The organism is Nonomuraea sp. NPDC050202 (assembly GCF_040656115.1).
GTDB lineage: Bacteria > Actinomycetota > Actinomycetes > Streptosporangiales > Streptosporangiaceae > Nonomuraea.
This window is the reverse complement of record NZ_JBFALF010000023.1, coordinates 1-14,536: the sequence shown is the minus strand read 5'-3', so window position 1 is coordinate 14,536 and position 14,536 is coordinate 1. Positions and strand designations below refer to the sequence as shown.

15 protein-coding genes are annotated in these 14,536 nt (G+C 70.1%); 5 read left to right on the top strand and 10 right to left on the bottom strand.

Annotated features, from left to right (window positions below; all coding sequences use genetic code 11):
* The first annotated feature begins 553 nt into the window (after nucleotides 1-553).
* A complete protein-coding gene (locus AB0I79_RS41730; protein WP_357885601.1) occupies nucleotides 554-1,042 on the top strand; it encodes a DUF6326 family protein in 489 nt (162 codons plus the stop codon).
* A gap of 214 nt (nucleotides 1,043-1,256) precedes the next feature.
* Here the strand turns inward: AB0I79_RS41730 and AB0I79_RS41725 are convergent, their stop codons facing one another.
* The gene (locus AB0I79_RS41725; RefSeq protein WP_357885599.1) at nucleotides 1,257-2,120 is read right to left on the bottom strand and encodes an SMP-30/gluconolactonase/LRE family protein; all 864 of its coding nucleotides are present in this window, start codon (nucleotides 2,118-2,120) and stop codon (nucleotides 1,257-1,259) included.
* A gap of 323 nt (nucleotides 2,121-2,443) precedes the next feature.
* Between AB0I79_RS41725 and AB0I79_RS41720 the strand changes: the two genes are divergently transcribed.
* Nucleotides 2,444-3,811, top strand: coding sequence for a family 43 glycosylhydrolase (locus AB0I79_RS41720; RefSeq protein ID WP_357885597.1), 1,368 nt, complete (start codon nucleotides 2,444-2,446; stop codon nucleotides 3,809-3,811).
* Nucleotides 3,812-3,884: 73 nt separating this feature from the next.
* Here the strand turns inward: AB0I79_RS41720 and AB0I79_RS41715 are convergent, their stop codons facing one another.
* Nucleotides 3,885-4,772, bottom strand: a complete 888-nt coding sequence (locus AB0I79_RS41715; protein ID WP_357885595.1) for an EamA family transporter — start codon at nucleotides 4,770-4,772, stop codon at nucleotides 3,885-3,887.
* Between the two features lie 106 nt (nucleotides 4,773-4,878).
* Between AB0I79_RS41715 and AB0I79_RS41710 the strand changes: the two genes are divergently transcribed.
* Nucleotides 4,879-5,382, top strand: a complete 504-nt coding sequence (locus AB0I79_RS41710) for a MarR family transcriptional regulator (RefSeq protein WP_357885593.1) — start codon at nucleotides 4,879-4,881, stop codon at nucleotides 5,380-5,382.
* A gap of 78 nt (nucleotides 5,383-5,460) precedes the next feature.
* Here the strand turns inward: AB0I79_RS41710 and AB0I79_RS41705 are convergent, their stop codons facing one another.
* From AB0I79_RS41705 to AB0I79_RS41670, 8 genes are all read right to left on the bottom strand, one after another.
* Complete coding sequence (locus AB0I79_RS41705; RefSeq protein ID WP_357885903.1) at nucleotides 5,461-6,345, bottom strand: pentapeptide repeat-containing protein; 885 nt, start codon at nucleotides 6,343-6,345, stop codon at nucleotides 5,461-5,463.
* 74 nt (nucleotides 6,346-6,419) lie between these two features.
* Entirely contained in the window at nucleotides 6,420-7,190 is a 771-nt protein-coding gene (locus AB0I79_RS41700) for a GNAT family N-acetyltransferase (protein WP_357885591.1), read from the bottom strand.
* Between the two features lie 117 nt (nucleotides 7,191-7,307).
* A complete protein-coding gene (gene uppS / locus AB0I79_RS41695) occupies nucleotides 7,308-8,084 on the bottom strand; it encodes a polyprenyl diphosphate synthase (RefSeq protein WP_357885589.1) in 777 nt (258 codons plus the stop codon).
* A gap of 349 nt (nucleotides 8,085-8,433) precedes the next feature.
* Nucleotides 8,434-8,838 (bottom strand): hypothetical protein, encoded by a 405-nt coding sequence (locus AB0I79_RS41690; RefSeq protein WP_357885588.1) that lies wholly within the window; start codon nucleotides 8,836-8,838, stop codon nucleotides 8,434-8,436.
* Nucleotides 8,839-8,863: 25 nt separating this feature from the next.
* On the bottom strand, nucleotides 8,864-9,097 hold the full coding sequence (locus AB0I79_RS41685) for a hypothetical protein (RefSeq protein ID WP_357885586.1): 234 nt from the start codon (nucleotides 9,095-9,097) through the stop codon (nucleotides 8,864-8,866).
* 210 nt (nucleotides 9,098-9,307) lie between these two features.
* Nucleotides 9,308-9,916 (bottom strand): DUF3558 family protein, encoded by a 609-nt coding sequence (locus AB0I79_RS41680; RefSeq protein ID WP_357885584.1) that lies wholly within the window; start codon nucleotides 9,914-9,916, stop codon nucleotides 9,308-9,310.
* Between the two features lie 339 nt (nucleotides 9,917-10,255).
* Nucleotides 10,256-10,690: a carboxymuconolactone decarboxylase family protein gene (locus AB0I79_RS41675; RefSeq protein ID WP_357885582.1), complete on the bottom strand. Its 435-nt coding sequence runs from the start codon at nucleotides 10,688-10,690 to the stop codon at nucleotides 10,256-10,258.
* Nucleotides 10,691-10,778: 88 nt separating this feature from the next.
* Nucleotides 10,779-11,255, bottom strand: coding sequence for an Rrf2 family transcriptional regulator (locus AB0I79_RS41670; protein WP_357885580.1), 477 nt, complete (start codon nucleotides 11,253-11,255; stop codon nucleotides 10,779-10,781).
* A 536-nt stretch (nucleotides 11,256-11,791) separates the two neighbouring features.
* On the opposite strand from AB0I79_RS41670, the gene AB0I79_RS41665 reads away from it, so the two are divergent.
* Nucleotides 11,792-14,065 carry a hypothetical protein gene (locus AB0I79_RS41665; RefSeq protein WP_357885578.1) on the top strand — a complete coding sequence of 758 codons (2,274 nt, stop codon included), beginning with the start codon at nucleotides 11,792-11,794 and terminating at the stop codon, nucleotides 14,063-14,065.
* 4 nt (nucleotides 14,066-14,069) lie between these two features.
* On the top strand, nucleotides 14,070-14,285 hold the full coding sequence (locus tag AB0I79_RS41660; RefSeq protein ID WP_357885576.1) for a hypothetical protein: 216 nt from the start codon (nucleotides 14,070-14,072) through the stop codon (nucleotides 14,283-14,285).
* The last annotated feature ends 251 nt before the right edge of the window (nucleotides 14,286-14,536 follow it).

Here is a 14,536-nt window from a genome sequence, read left to right as displayed (position 1 = left end):
CGCCTGGCGTTCAGGCTCCGCCGGCCGCGCCACGGCATCCCTGGCAGGGACCTCGCCGGCGTGGCGGCAGCGGTCGGGAAGGATGTCACCGCTCTCCGCCCCGGCGACGAGATGTTCGGCCAGAGCACCGCTGGAACGCTCGCGGAGTACGCCCGCGTCCCGGCGGACAACCTCGCGTCCGTGCCCGCCAACCTGCCGGTCGTGGACGCGCCGGCGGTGCCCACCTCGGCCATGACGGCGTTGCAGGCATTGCGCAAGATCGCGAACGTTCGACCGGGCCAGACGGTGCTGGTCACGGGCACGTCGGGCGGCGTGGGCTCCTTCGCCGTACAGATCGCCAAGGCGTTTGGCGCCGAGGAGACGGGTGTGCAGCACCCGCAACGTCGACGAAGCAGCCGACGCCCTCCGCTACGTCGCGGCCGGCCACACCCGAGGGAAGGTCGTCGTCACCGTCTGACGACCGGACCGACGAGAACGACCCAACCCCGTGCGTATGTAGCCCCAACCTGCCGCCACTCCGGCGGACGGACCGCTCCTCTCGAAAGAAGAACCGATGACCATCCGGACGAAAACCCCGAACCTGCTCGACAACCCGCCGGTCCCCGTGCAGGTCAAGCTCGCCGCCGCATGGACCAGCTTCATGTTCCTCTACATCTACGTCGACTACTTCCACCTTTACAAGCCTGGCACCGTCGACAACATCCTGGCTGGCGTCGTCTTTGAGTTCGACATCAGCCCGACGTTGTTGACCATGATGCTCGCGTCCGTGTCGATCCCGGCCCTGATGGTGATGCTCTCCATGACGCTGCCCGCCCGGGTGAACCGCGCCACGAACCTCGTCGTGGCATCGCTCTACATCCCCTACTCGGTGGTCAACGCGGCAGGGGAGTCCTGGGACTGGGCCCCCTTCTACGGCCTCTCCATCGGAATCGAGGTGCTGCTCCTGTCCTTCATCCTGCGCTCCGCCTGGACATGGCCTCGAACCCCCGCCGTCCCAGCCGGTCCCGCGACGACCGACCTTCGACAGGACCTTCGACAGTAGATGTCCGTGCAAAGCCCTACGGCGTGAAGCCCGCCGCCGCGGACACCGGGCCGACCGTGACCAGCTCAGTCGCGGTATACGCAGAGAACCTGCTCACGAGCGGTCCGGTGTCCGCGCCAGCCGCGCCCGTAGGCCGAACGGCGGCTGACCGACCACCAGACCTCATCCAACCAACCGCAACGACGAAAGGGGCATCAGCTCGCTTAACGCACTCTCAGAGGGTCGTGGGCAGCACCGGCAGGCCGCGGACACCCGGGTCGGCGCAGAAGATCGCCCCCGCCTCCGGCTGTTCCGCGCGGTCCACGCCGAGGGCCGAGGTGGTGATGAACAGCCGGTCGAGGTCCTCGCCGCCGAACGTGACCGCCGTGACCTTGCGCACCGGCAGCCGGACGACGGCGTCGAGCCGCCCGCCCGGGTCGTACCTGTGCACGGCCCCGCCCTGCCACATCGCCACCCACACCCCGCCCTCGGCGTCCACCGTCAGCCCGTCGGGCGCGCCCCGCTCCGGGTCCACCACGGCGAACGGCCGCCGCCCGCTCAGCCCCTCCTCGGGGTCGTAGTCGAGCACGTCCACGCGCCCGGTGGCGGTGTCGGCGTAGTAGGCCAGCCGCCCGTCCGGGCTGAAGCAGAACCCGTTAGAGATCGTCACCTCGGGCAGCACCACCCGCAGCGCGCCTCCCGGCCCGGCCACGTAGAACGAGCCGCGGCCCGGCGAGGCGTCGTAGGCCATGCTGCCGATGTAGAAGCGGCCGTCGGGGTCGCAGCCGCCCTCGTTCATGCGGATCCCGGGCTCGCTCCACGCCTCGCCCAGCGAGCGCAGCGGGGCGTCGAGGTCGTCGGAGCCGGCCAGCAGCAGCTCCCGCTCGGCCGCGACGACGTACCCGCCGGAGACGCGCGGCCGTACGACCGCGGCCACCGCGCCGACGTGCCGGCGGCGCACCGCGCCGTCGGCGGCGAGCGCGAGCACGTCCCCCGCCAGCATGTCCACCCACCGCAGCCCGCCCCAGCGGGCGGACCACACGGGCCCCTCGCCGTGCTCGGCGACGGGGCCGGTGACGGTGTACGCGGTGATGGTCATGCCACTCCCCCGCGGGCCGGGCGAGCGCTCCGAGCAGTGAGCCTGATCACGGACGCCACCTAACCGCGCGACGGGCCGCTCCGACAAGCCCGTTACGCGAACGTTACGGACGGTACACTCTCACACTTCCGTTCATGGCCCTCCGACCTGCACTTTTGGCGTCCGTGGCCTGCTCGCGAGGCCCGGAGAAGATTTCTTCCGGGTTATTGACGAAATTTGAGCGTCTTGGGCAGACTCTCCGCATTGCGCACGAACGGCGGCCCCGCACCCGGCCCTCCGGATGGGGCGAGCTCGGCATGCGCCGAGGCGGAAGGACACAATTGATGACTGGTTCCGACAACGGGTCGAACGTCGACCGACGATCCCTGCTGACCGGCGTGGCGGGCCTCCTGGGAGCGGCGGCGTTGCCGGCCTCCGCGGCCCAGGCGTCCGCGGGCACTTCGCCGGCGGCTGCCGTCGCCTCCCAGGCGGAGACCGCGTCGATGCGGCGTTACCCGGCGAACTGGCCCGAACTCGAGCCCTACGGCCTCGCCGACACCCGCCAGGACCTGTGGCCGCGTGACGACAACTCCTTCGTCCTCCCCCTGGAGCTGCGCCCCCGCGACGAGGAGCTCGGCCGGGTCTGGATCCGCGACACCTACGTCAACTGCTTCCGCGTGGGCGGCCGCCCCCTCTACGTCGCCACGGGCACCACCCGCGCGCCCGGCCTCGCCGCGGCCGGCCCGTGGAACGACGGCATCTTCGTCTGGACGGCCCGGTCCCTGCGCGGCCCGTGGCGGCTGGCCGACACCACGCGCATCCGGCCGGACGCCGAGAAGGGCAAGGTGTGGTCGCCCGAGTTCGCCGGGGAGAACCGGCCGGGGCGGGTGGTCGTGGCTCCGTGGCAGGAGTACTGGACCGACGAGGGCCAGTTCGGCAAGCGGGGCAACGCGTGGGCGCCGGAGCTGCACTACTTCCGCGGCAAGTGGTACATCGTGGCGTGCATGGGCGACCACTCCCAGAAGGTCGGCTCGTTCATGCTGGTGAGCGAGGGCGGGGTGGAGGGACCGTACCGGCTGGTCGAGGGCAACCACGACAAGCCGTTCGGCGACTCGTTCATCGGCGGGCCCAACTGGATCAAGCCCGGCGCCTACCACCACATCGACGGCAGCCTCTACACCGAGGGCGACGACGCGTGGCTGGTGCTGCACAACCACCTGTACGCGAAGTTCCGGGACGACATGGAGGACATCGTCCCGACCACGAACCTGCCGAAGTTCCAGCAGACGCCCTACACGCCCGAGCCGTACCTCGAAGGCGCCTACGTCTTCAAGCACGGCGGCAAGTACTACCTGCTGCACGCCGCGTGGGACCGGTCGTCGGTCAACGCCGACGGCAGCACGCGCTACGCCTACGACCCGCCCGCCGCCGGCCGGGTGCAGTACCAGTACGACGCCGTCGTGGCCGTCTCGGACACGTTCGAGGGACCGTACTCGAGGCGGTGGACCGCGGGCGTCGGCGCGGGTCACAACAACCTCTTCGTCGACCACAGCGGCAAGGTCTGGGCGACGTTCTTCCGCAACCCCGCCTTCGGCTACTGGGCCGACCCGTCACGCGTCGGCGACGCCGCCGTGGCCGGCGTGGTGCGGATGGAGTGGACCGGCCCCGAGGGCAACCGCCTGTACGTCCAGCGCCCGAACCGCGGGCACTGAGCCCGGCCCCGCGGTGGCGTGGCCGCTCCGCCGCGCCACCGCGCGGTTCCCCATCGAGCTGCGCGCATGTTGATCAAGCTCGCCGTCCGGCCGGCTCGGGCTCATCGAGGGGCGCGCGCGGCGCGGCGGGGCGCGGCCGGGAGGGCTGGAGCTGGGCGGCGGCCAGCGCGGCCAGCACGACGACCGCGCCGAACGCCTGGGCGGCGGTGAGCTCCTGGCCGAGCACGATCCACCCCAGCGCGGTCGCCACGACGGGGCTGAGCAGCCCGAGGAAGGTGACCTTGGTGGCCGACAACACCCGCAGCCCCCTGAACCACAGGGCGTAGGCGAGCGCCGCCCCGATGAGCGAGAGGTAGGCGTACCCGGCGACGTTCGCCCCGCTCAACGTCGCCGGCGGCGCCCCTTCGACGACCAGCGCGACGGGAACCAGCAGCACGCCGCCGGCGACGAGCTGCCATCCGGTGGTGGCCAGCAGCGGCGCGGGCGACTGCCACCGCTTGCTCAGCACGACCCCGACCGCCATGACGGCGGCCCCGCCGAGCGCCGCGGCCACGCCCAGCATGTCCAGCCGCGCATCCGCACGCAGCACGAGCAGGCCGACTCCGGCCACGCCCGCCACGGCGGCCACCATGGTGCGCCAGGTGAGCCGCTCGCCGAGCAGCCCCGCCGACAACAGGGCGACCAGCAGCGGCTGGATGGCGCCGACGGTCGCCGCCACCCCTCCGGGCAGCCGGTACGCCCCCACGAACAACAACGCGAAGAACACGCCGATGTTCAGCGCGCCCAGCACCAGCGCCCGCCACCACCAGATCCCCCGCGGCAGGCACCGGGTGATGGCGACCAGCAGCAGACCGGCAGGCAGGGCCCGGAGCACGGCGGCCAGGAGCGGACGGCCGGGCGGGAGGAGCTCGGTGGTGACGAGATACGTGGTGCCCCAGATGGCGGGGGTCAGCGCGGTCACGAGGACGAGGCCTGTTCGATTCCTTAGCACTAAGGCAAAGTATCTCAACGCTAAGCAATCTGTCGCGTGATTTACCTCACCGCTAAGACATCGGTAGGCTGGGGCGGTGGCCGATCATGTCGAACTCGTCCTGAAGCAATGGCACGACCAGCGCCCTGACCTGGATGTCTCCCCGATGGGCGTGATCGGGCGGCTGGCGCGCCTGCACCGGCTGATCGACGCGGAGCTACGCCGGACGTTCGCCGCACACGAGCTGGACAGGGCCTCGTTCGACGTCCTGGCCACGCTGCGCCGCAGCGACCCGCCGCACCGGCTGACGCCCGCCGAGCTCATGCGCGCCTCCATGATCACCTCGGGCGCGGTGACGCAGCGCCTCGACCGCCTGGAGGCGCGCGGGCTGGTGACGCGCACGCCCAGCGAGTCGGACGGGCGCGTCGTCCACGTGACGCTCACCGAGGAGGGGTACGCGCTGATCGAACGCGTGCTGCCCGACCACGTCGAGACGGAGCACCGGGTGCTGGCCGCACTGCCGGAGGACCGCCGCGCGGCCCTCGCCGAAACGCTGCGCGACCTGCTGGAATCCCTGGGGGACACGGCGGACGCGCTGTGAAGCGTGCCAAGCGGGGTGGCGTCGCCGGGGTGACCTGACAGGGTGACGTGGCGGTACAGCCCGGTCGGCGGGATGGCGTCAGCGGCGGCGCGGGCGGCGGCCCGCACGCTTGCCACCAGCCGGGCGACGCTCGCCGTTGCCGCCGTTGCCGCCGTTGCCGCCATTGCTGCCGTTGCCGCCCTGCGCCCAGTGGGCAGGGCGGGTCAGCCGGGCGGGCAGCCGGGTGGCGGAGTCGCCCCTGGCGGCGTTGACCTGCGCCTGGGTCAGGAAGATACAGCCCGTGAGATCGGCCCCCGACAGGTCGGCGCCCCGCAGGTCGGCTCCGATCAGGTCCGCCTGCCGCAGATCGGCGCCCCGCAGGTCGGCCCCGATGAGATAGGCCCCGCGCAGGTTGGCACCGCGCAGCCCGGCCCCCTTCAGCCGGGCGCCGATGAGGTCGGCTCCCCTGCGTTCCTTGCCGTTCAACCCGGCCCGCGCCAGCTCGCTCGCCCGCAGCAGCAGCCCGTTCACCTCACCCCGGTGGGCGGCCACGTCGAGCTTCTCCAGCACGCCGGCGCTCTGCCTGGTGAGCCGCTCGGTCTCGGCCAGGGCGAGCCGCAGCGTATCGTGCAGCGACCGCGTGGCGTCCAGGGTCAACGCCTCGGCGAGGTACCACAGCAGCTCGTGGAGCTGGCGCATGACGGGGAACACCGCGTACATCTGCCGCGCCGTGTCCGGCGCCTCCCGCCAGCTTCGTCCCTCGTACGTGACCTGCGAAACCTTCTGCCCGGCCCCGAAGCAGTCGAACACCGTGCACCCGGGAAACCCGCGCTCCCGCAGCTGCGCGTGGATCGAGCAGCGGAAGTCGTCGCGCAGGTTGTGGCAGGGCTGCCCGCCGTCCTTGTCCACGGCGAAGTCGGCCGAGGCCGAGAACGGCAGCGCGACGCAGCACAGCCCGAAGCAACTCTCACAGTCGGCCAGCAGGCCGAGCTCTCGGGGGTTCGTGACGTGCTCCTCGGGCTCAGCGGGAAACGGTACAAGCAGTCAGTCAAGGGTACTCAAGGATGGACGTACGGCGTCGTCGTCGTGAGCTCGGCGAAGCCCAGCCGCAGCAGGATGGGGTGGCTCTGGTCGGAGGCGTCCACCTGCAGGTACTCGTAGCCGCGCGCCACCGCCTCCCGGGCGCGGTAGGCGACCAGCGCCCGGTAGACGCCCCGCCCCCGCCACTCCGGCACGGTGCCGCCGCCCCACAGGCCCGCGAACCGGGTGCCGGTGGGCAGGTCCATGCGGGCGGCGCTGATCGGCACGTCGCCCGCCATGGCGACGACCGCGACGACGGTGCCGGCGGCGAGCTGGGCGAGCAGGGCCTGCCTGATGTGTACGCGCCCGGCGCCGAAGGCGGCGTCGTGCACGTCGGCCACCAGCTCCACGCCGGCCTGATCGGTCACCGGTACCAGGCGGACCCCGTCGGGGGCGGGAGTGTCGGGGATCCCGGCGGCCCGCGCCACCATGAGCGTCTCGGCGGGTTCGGGGGTGAAGCCGGCGGACAGGAGGCGGCTGCCGAGGTCGGCGGGCCGGTCGTGGCCGTACAGCTTCCACTCGAACGGGCGGCCGAGCGCGCCGAAGTACCGCACCTGCGCGGCGATCGCGGCATCGGCGTCCTGGCCGTCGCCGCGCAGGCCGGACCAGAGAACACCGCTCCAGCCGTCCTCCGGCCCCACCTGGCGCACCACGTCGCCGTCACGCTCGATCTCGGTGTCCGGGCCGGCGGCCACGGCCTCGCGCCGCGACTCCCGATCGAAGGCGGCCAGTACCTCTGCATGATTCACCGGGACACCTCACCAGCCGCCCCGTCCCGCCCGCAACCGATTTACCTCCCGGCCGGCTGCCGGAACGCCGCCACCGGTCAGCGCCCCGCCCATACCTTCCGGACACATGGCTGCCGGTCAGCCCCCGTAACGCCGCTGCCGGTCAGCGAAGCTGCGCAGCGCGCGCAGGAAGTCGATCTCGCGGAACGCCGGCCAGTACGCCTCGCAGAAGTACAGCTCGGAGTAGGCGGACTGCCAGAGCAGGAAGTTCGACATGCGCTGCTCGCCGCTGGTCCTGATGACCAGGTCGGGGTCCGGCTGCCCGGCCGTGTACAGGTGGCGGGCCACGTCGTCCACGGTCAGGGACGAGGCCAGCTCCACCATGGACTGCCCGGCCTCGGCCCGCTCGTACAGCAGCTCGCGCAGCGCCTCGATGACTTCCTGGCGGCCGCCGTACCCGATGGCCAGGGTCAGATGGAAGCCGGTGTCGCAGGTGCGGGTGGCCTCGACGGCGCTCTTGAGCGCGCGGGCCGTGGTGTCGGGCAGGATGTCGAGCATCCCGGCCACGTGAACCCGCCAGCGGGCGTCGGGGCGGTCGAAGTGGTCGGCGACCATCTGCTCGATCACCTTCAGCAGGAAGGCCACCTCCTCGTCGCCGCGGCGCTGGAGGTTCTCCGTCGAGCAGAGGAACACGGTCAGGTGCTGGATGCCGAGCCCTTCGCACCAGGTCAGCACGTGCTCGATGTGGTCGGCGCCGTACTTGTGGCCCATGCTCGGGTTGGCCATGCCCATCTGCTTGGCCCAGCGCCGGTTGCCGTCCATGATCAGGCCGACGTGGCGGGGCAGGGGTCCCGCCATGACCTGACGGCGCAGGCGCCGGGCGTAGAGGGAGTGAAGGAGGTCAGTCGTCTGCACCCTCCAAGGATGACGCGGACGGCGGTCCGGAACCTGATCTTTCCCGATTTCTGACGGATAAGCTCTCCGACGCCTCCCCTGCCGGGCCGTGGCCCGCAAGATCGTCATGGGTGGCTTGGCGCCAGCGCTCGACTTGGTCGGCGGACGATGAGGGTGCCGTCATACGTCAGGTCATCCCAGGCTTCATCGCTGATCCCTCGTCGGGCGCGGGCATTGCCGGAAGCGCCGCCGCACGGGCCGGAGCAGAGCAGAACCTCCCCTTCGCCGCGCGCTGCCGTCACGACTACTGGAGGAGGTGGTGGTCTGCCGATGCCACGTGTCTTGGCTGTGCGCTGAACATGCGCGGTTCTTATGGGAGGACGTCCTCAAGGGTCCTGGCGACAATGAAGCCTGCTGCCGTGATGGCCAGAAAACCAAATCCATAATCAATCTGACCCATGGCACATAGCGCAAGCGTGGACATGATGCCAACAGCTGTCGCCCCCATAAAAGCAAAACCAATAAATGTTACAAGCATGTTGATGACAACGGCTGTGAATCCATGAAAGCCGCTGGGGGTCCACCTGCTCGATGGTTGTGCGATCCGTGCCAAAATAAAGGTTAGAGCGCCGACAACCATCATTCCGGCTGCGACTGCCGCTAAGGTCCACGGGTTGTCTATCCAGGATTCGGCGGTGCATCCGATGAGCAAGATGACAACACCAAATCCTCCTATCGCAAAATACAGGGGAGCTCCTGCTATGAAGAGCAGCATAGCCTTCACCTCGCTGTTAGCGGCCTCATTCGGGTTGGATCGGCATCGTGGTCCTAAGGCGAAAATTGGGCTGCCGCCCGCGCGAGCCCAGCAGTCCGCGAGTAGCGGCCACCTCCATCACCGCCTCGAAGATCCTCTCCTTCGCCAACGCACCTGGCGAGATGGCCAGGCGACCATCTGCGGGAAACGCTTCGGCGAGCAACTCGTCCGAGAACACTTCGCCCAGCGCATCCCGCAGCCACACCGCCAGGCTGCCCATTGGGGAAAGGCTCTGCAACCACTTGGGTGGTCAACTCGGGCGCCTGTCGCCCATGCCGCTTCTCCAGCATCTCCGACTCCCCCGCCCGAGCGCCAAGATCTCACCATCAGTGTCGTTCCGGTAGCTCAATAATGACCACACTGGTCGCAATGGGGGATCCCCAGCGGGGTCGTTCATGAGAGGGAGGAAGTCAATCGTGTCCTCCTGATTTCAACGGATATGGGTCAGGGCAGCAGCGGCGACCGACGCTCCCGCGGGACACGTACCGTCCTGTGACACCCCGCGGTCCGGAATGGTCGTCGTGCCGATCAACTGATCGACATCGTCCACCGCGACGAAGATGAAGCAGATCCGCTGAAACTCGGCCTGCACAGCCTGGTGCTGTCCCACCGGCACCTGCGAGACGCGCCCGTTCTTGGTCATCGTCTTCGCATAGGACAGTGGTAGATCCAGTGCGAGGCTGACGTTCTGCCCCGCCAGTTTCCACGTGCATGACACCCCATGCTTGCGGGGCTCCTGTTTCCCCCGGCCGCTGATTCCAAGGGCCGCGAGGTCGCGCTCGTCGAGAGCCAGGCACGGCTTGGACGCCAACTGCTCCCGGGGATACTTGCGCAGCTGCGCGGGAGCCGAGGCGGAGGCAAAAGAAGAAGGTGAGGCGGGGGCGGAGGAGTGCGCCGGATGGGGAGACGGTCCCCGCGAACCGGCTTGCCCGCTCGAACACCCGGCGCTGAGCAGGACCCCGGCAAGGACGAGCACCAGCCCGGTCTTTCGGTGAGTCAACCCGCTCCTGAGCCGCCGATCAAGATCGAAACGCAGCATATCGGCATGGTAGCGGCGTCTGTCCGGGACCGGTCCCCATGACCTGGCCGGAGTCGTGTTCGCCCATGTCGTGGGAGTGACGACGTTCCCGCGGGTCGCCTCGCCACCGTCCGGTGGCGAGGTGTCTCGTTGAGATTCCTCTAACGGACACCATGCGAGGAGGGCACACAACCGGCGCGGGACGTCACCTGCGCGCGGGTCACGTCCGCGGAGGTGGTGCATGAATCGATCTTCGCGTGATCCTGTTTCTGCCGGGCCGAGGACAGAGGCCGACGGCGTGAGGCCGGCCAGGCACCTGGCGCTGAGGCACCTGAGCCGGCTGGATCGCGGAGCCGCCGATCAGGCGGCGGGCTCGTTGCGCAGGGTGACGTTGATCCGGTTCCACGCGTTGATCGCGGCGATGGCCATGACGAGCCCGGCCAGCTGCTCCTCGTCGTAGTGGTCGGCGACCTCGTCCCAGACCGCGTCGGGCACGCCGTCGGGGTTGTCGGCCAGACGCGTGGCCGCCTCGGCCAGCGCCAGGGCCGCTCGCTCCTCATCCGAGAAGAACGGGGTGTCGCGCCATGCGGCGACGCCGAACAGGCGCTGGTCGGACACGCCGGACTGCCGGGCCTCACGAGCGTGCATATCGACGCAGAACCCGCAGCCGTTGATCTGGCTGACCCGCAGCTTCAGCAGGTGGAGGGTGGTTTCCGGGACCGGGCTGCCGCCGATGTACGCCTCCAGGGCCAACATCGCCTTCATCCCTTCGGCGGCGGGCTTGCGAATGCTCATACGCATGAACCTTCTCCATTCTCACTATCTTAGATACTAGATATCCAGAATTATGGCGGACGGGTGAGCTGCCTGCCCTAGGACTTGGTCAGCGCCGCCTGGCGAACCAGGTGCGCGTGGCGTGGGGAGTCCCGGGCGCCTGGCGCTCCACCCGTCCCTTGATGTCTGCCAGGGTCTGCCCGGCCAGCTCTCTGCGCCAGGCCAGCTCGGCCTGCCGCATCGACTGCGAGATGAGGCAGGCCTTGCGGTAGTCGACGTCCTCCCGCCCGGCGGGACCCTTGCGCAGCACCTGTTCGCAGCGGAACACCTCCCCCGGGCCCTCTATCGCCGTCACCACGTCGAGCAGCGTGATCTGCTCCGGCGGGCGCGCCAGCCGGAACCCGCCCCGGGGGCCGGGCGTCGAAGTGAGGATCTGCGCCCGCGACAGCGCCTGAAGCTGCTTGTTCAGGTACGCCGCCGGCAGCTCGTAGAACGCCGCCAGCTGGACCGCTGTCATCGCCTCCCCGGACTCCACCCAGGTCAGGTTCAGGCAGCAGTGCAGGGCCCATTCCACTCCCTCACTCATCCGCATAACCTGGATACTAAACATCCAGGATTGTCCGGCGCAACTCGGCGCACATCAACTGCAGGGGCGGCGTGTTGCGGGCGTCCTGGGCCGTGGGCCCCGGCTCGCTGCTCCCCACGGGCGGCCCGTTCCGGCAGCGCTCACACCCCTTGGCTGGAACCTGAGGCCGGCCCGGGACCGCACACCTCAGGCTCTGCCATGCCGAGCATGAGCGCTCCGGCCGCTCGCGACCTGGATCCCGCCACGAGTAGGCCCGCAGAGATTCGGTACGGGATCCGGCGTTAGTGACGCTGAGCGACCAGGGGCCGGTCGTCGATCGGGATCTCGACGTAGTGGACGCTCGTGCTTTCCGGCGGCGGCGCGGCGGCCATCAGGCGTTCCCGCCGAGCGCGTCGCAGGCCCAGAGCGCCGGCAGCCGGGCGCACGCGCCCGAGCTACAGGCCAAGAGCCGCCCAGGAGAGCCGGCGCTTGATCCACTTGACCGGGGATCAGTAAGGTTGGGCGCTTTCCTCCTCACCCCCATCCCGGAGTGCCTCATGCGCCGCCATCGTTTCGGCCGGCTCGCCGCCGGCTTCGCGGCTCTCTACCTGGCCGCCGTGATCGTCCTTGCCATCGTCGGACTGGTCACCGCAGACCTCGTCCCTCTGTGGAGGGTCGTGGCGGACCCGGACGGATACATGGCGGACGAGATCGGGGCGTGGCCGTGGCTGCCCGCCCTGCTGGTGCCGATCGCGGCGGTGCAGGCGTGGGCGTATCGGGAGGTGTTGCGCGGGCGGCTGCGCGGGGAACCGGCGCGGCACGGCCGGGAGGCGCGACTGCTGCGGGTCGCTCTCTACGCCATGGTCGTGTACGTCCTGACCTGGGAACTGCCGATCCCCTACCTCTGGTGGCTGTCGCTGGTCGCCGATGTGATCGAGCTCGCGGTGATATGGCTGTTCTTCCGCGTGCTGCGGGCGACCACCCGCCGATGGCTGCGGGTGCTCATGCTCGTGACCGGCACGCTCAGCGTGGTGCACAACGTGGTCACCACCATCGCGTACCAGACGGGCAACTACCTCTTCGCCGGGCAGAGCTGGACCTGGGCGCTGGACGTCCTGTGGTCGGTGTGGCCGGTGTCGCTGCTGGTGGCGCAGGCGCGGGATCCGCGCTGGTGCGGCGCGACGGTACGGGCCGGCGTGATCGCGGTCCTGTTGTCGTTCCTCTCGTCCGGCTCGGTCTCGATCATGGCGTTCGGCGGCTCGGACGCGGTGCCGTGGAAGCTGCTGATGCCCTCGCTCCTGGGCGCGGTTTCGGTCTTCTCTCTGGTCTGGTGGGCGCGGTCCGCGCACGACCTGGGCACGCTCCAGCCTCTCGCGCCCCGGACGGAGCCCGTGCGGGCGCGCGCCAGGTGGTGGCCACTGCCGGCCGTGGCGATCGTGCTCCCGCTGGTCCCCGCGGCCGTCAACCTCGCGCAGGGGGTGCCGTTCTGGCTCGGACCGAAGAACGCACTGAGCGACGCGGTACGCGAGTACACCGGATCGGAGGCCACCGCGTACTGGTTCGGGCTCGACCTCCTCGTCGGCGTCGGCGCGCCGGCGGTGCTGATCCTTCTCGCCGTGCGGCGGCGGACGCGCACGTTACTGCGCGCTACGACGCTGAGCCTGTTCCTGCTGGGCGGGGCCGGCGCCGTGAGCGCGCTCACTTCGGAGCACTCCACCTTCTTCGGGGAGCTGTGGCTCTACCCGGAAAGCCTCTACGTCGAGCAGGGCGCCACCGTCCCCTACGAGAGCGCCCAACTCCTCTCCCCCGGCATCTCCCCGCTCTGGTACGCCCTCGCGCTCACCGCCTCCGGCCTCATCCTGCTCCTCCTGTACGCCGCCCCGCCCGCCCACCGCGTCCGCCACCACGTCCTCCTGGCGGGGCTCGCCTCGGCCGTGGCCCTGTGCCTGCTGCCCGCAGCGGACATGGCCCGCGGCCCCGTCACGGACTGCGAGATGCCCAAGTGGTGGGAGATCGACACGGGCGAGGCGGAGCCGCGCGAGCTGACGGCCGAGCAGAAGTTCGTGTGCTCCCTGCGCGGCGACTACGGCGCACAGGGCCTGCACGCGTTCCCCGACACCACGCCCGACCAGGTCGTGCTCGCCTACGGGCGCCACCTGTGCGGCGTCCACACCCGCAACGACCCACGGGAGCTGGCCCGGCTGAAGATCGACCGCGCATCCCTCACCCATCCTCTGGCCGGCATCTGTCCCAGCGCCACCACCATCGTCCAGGCCGCGAAGGCCAAGCAGGACCAGGAGATCGCGGCGATGCAGGCCGACTCCCAAGCCATGTGCGACGCCACGCCGCGCCACCGCCCGCGCATCAAGCCGGCCCGGGCGATCCGGATGAAGGAGCCGCAGTGGACCGACTACGGGGTGCTGCAGACGTACGAGGGGGAAGGAGAGGAGGAGACCGAGCCGGACATGGACGCCGGCAACGGGCTGGTCTCCTCCGCGCGCGGCGTCCTGGCCGTCATGACCCACCCCGACTTCGACCTCTGCGTCACCCTGGAGACCTATACCCGCCGGCCGCCCGTCGAGACCAAGGGCTGGGACAAGGTGGTCGAGGTCGGCTACTACAGCCCGGGCGGCGAGATCGTGCTCTACGACAGCCTCAGCGGCACCGAGCTGCCCAACCTCGCCCTCAACGAGCGCGAAGGGCACTACCGCATCCGCGTGCACTACGCCTGGTTCCCCTGGGAGGGCGAGGCGCAGAGTGGGCAGCGGCTGCTCATCATGGCGTATCCGGGCAAGGGCGACAAGGAGATCGTCCACCGGAACCGGAAGTGACCTGGTGGTGAAGAACGTGGGGCACGTCACCCATGGCGGCCACGTTTCCGTCCAGGGACGGGGAGGGATGATGGTGAAGCGGAGTGTCGCCGCCGCCCTAACGGTTGTGATGGCCGCGGCTGTCAACGTGACCACCGGGATGCTGACCCAGCGCTGGGGCCGGGCATGGCTGGCGGCCACGATCGTGCTGGTCACTGTGGGCGCGGTCAGCCAGGTCTGACTGACCCTGGCACGGTGCCGATGCCGGAGGACATCCGCAGGATCGTCGATCGGCGCCTCGGCTGCGACCATCGCAAGGGTGTTCTCATCGCTGGTCTACCGGTTGGTGAGGGCCTTGTCCGGCCTACTGACAGTGCTGGTCCGCGCTGATCTGCATAAAGACGCTGAGCTGCTGGCGCTCCGGCGCGAGAACCAGGTACGCCGCCGTCAACTCGGCGACATCTGTCACGTGGGTGTGGTGCGGCCCCGCCG

Bases quoted from the DNA above. Each gene is read 5' to 3' on its own strand.
- AB0I79_RS41690 (WP_357885588.1), bottom strand. From the start codon at position 8,838: ATGCTGCTCTTCATAGCAGGAGCTCCCCTGTATTTTGCGATAGGAGGA.
- AB0I79_RS41730 (WP_357885601.1), top strand. From the start codon at position 554: ATGACCATCCGGACGAAAACCCCGAACCTGCTCGACAACCCGCCGGTC.
- AB0I79_RS41720 (WP_357885597.1), top strand. From the start codon at position 2,444: ATGACTGGTTCCGACAACGGGTCGAACGTCGACCGACGATCCCTGCTG.
- AB0I79_RS41670 (WP_357885580.1), bottom strand. From the start codon at position 11,255: ATGAGTGAGGGAGTGGAATGGGCCCTGCACTGCTGCCTGAACCTGACC.
- AB0I79_RS41665 (WP_357885578.1), top strand. From the start codon at position 11,792: ATGCGCCGCCATCGTTTCGGCCGGCTCGCCGCCGGCTTCGCGGCTCTC.
- AB0I79_RS41675 (WP_357885582.1), bottom strand. From the start codon at position 10,690: ATGAGCATTCGCAAGCCCGCCGCCGAAGGGATGAAGGCGATGTTGGCC.
- AB0I79_RS41680 (WP_357885584.1), bottom strand. From the start codon at position 9,916: ATGCTGCGTTTCGATCTTGATCGGCGGCTCAGGAGCGGGTTGACTCAC.
- AB0I79_RS41725 (WP_357885599.1), bottom strand. From the start codon at position 2,120: ATGACCATCACCGCGTACACCGTCACCGGCCCCGTCGCCGAGCACGGC.
- AB0I79_RS41685 (WP_357885586.1), bottom strand. From the start codon at position 9,097: ATGGGCAGCCTGGCGGTGTGGCTGCGGGATGCGCTGGGCGAAGTGTTC.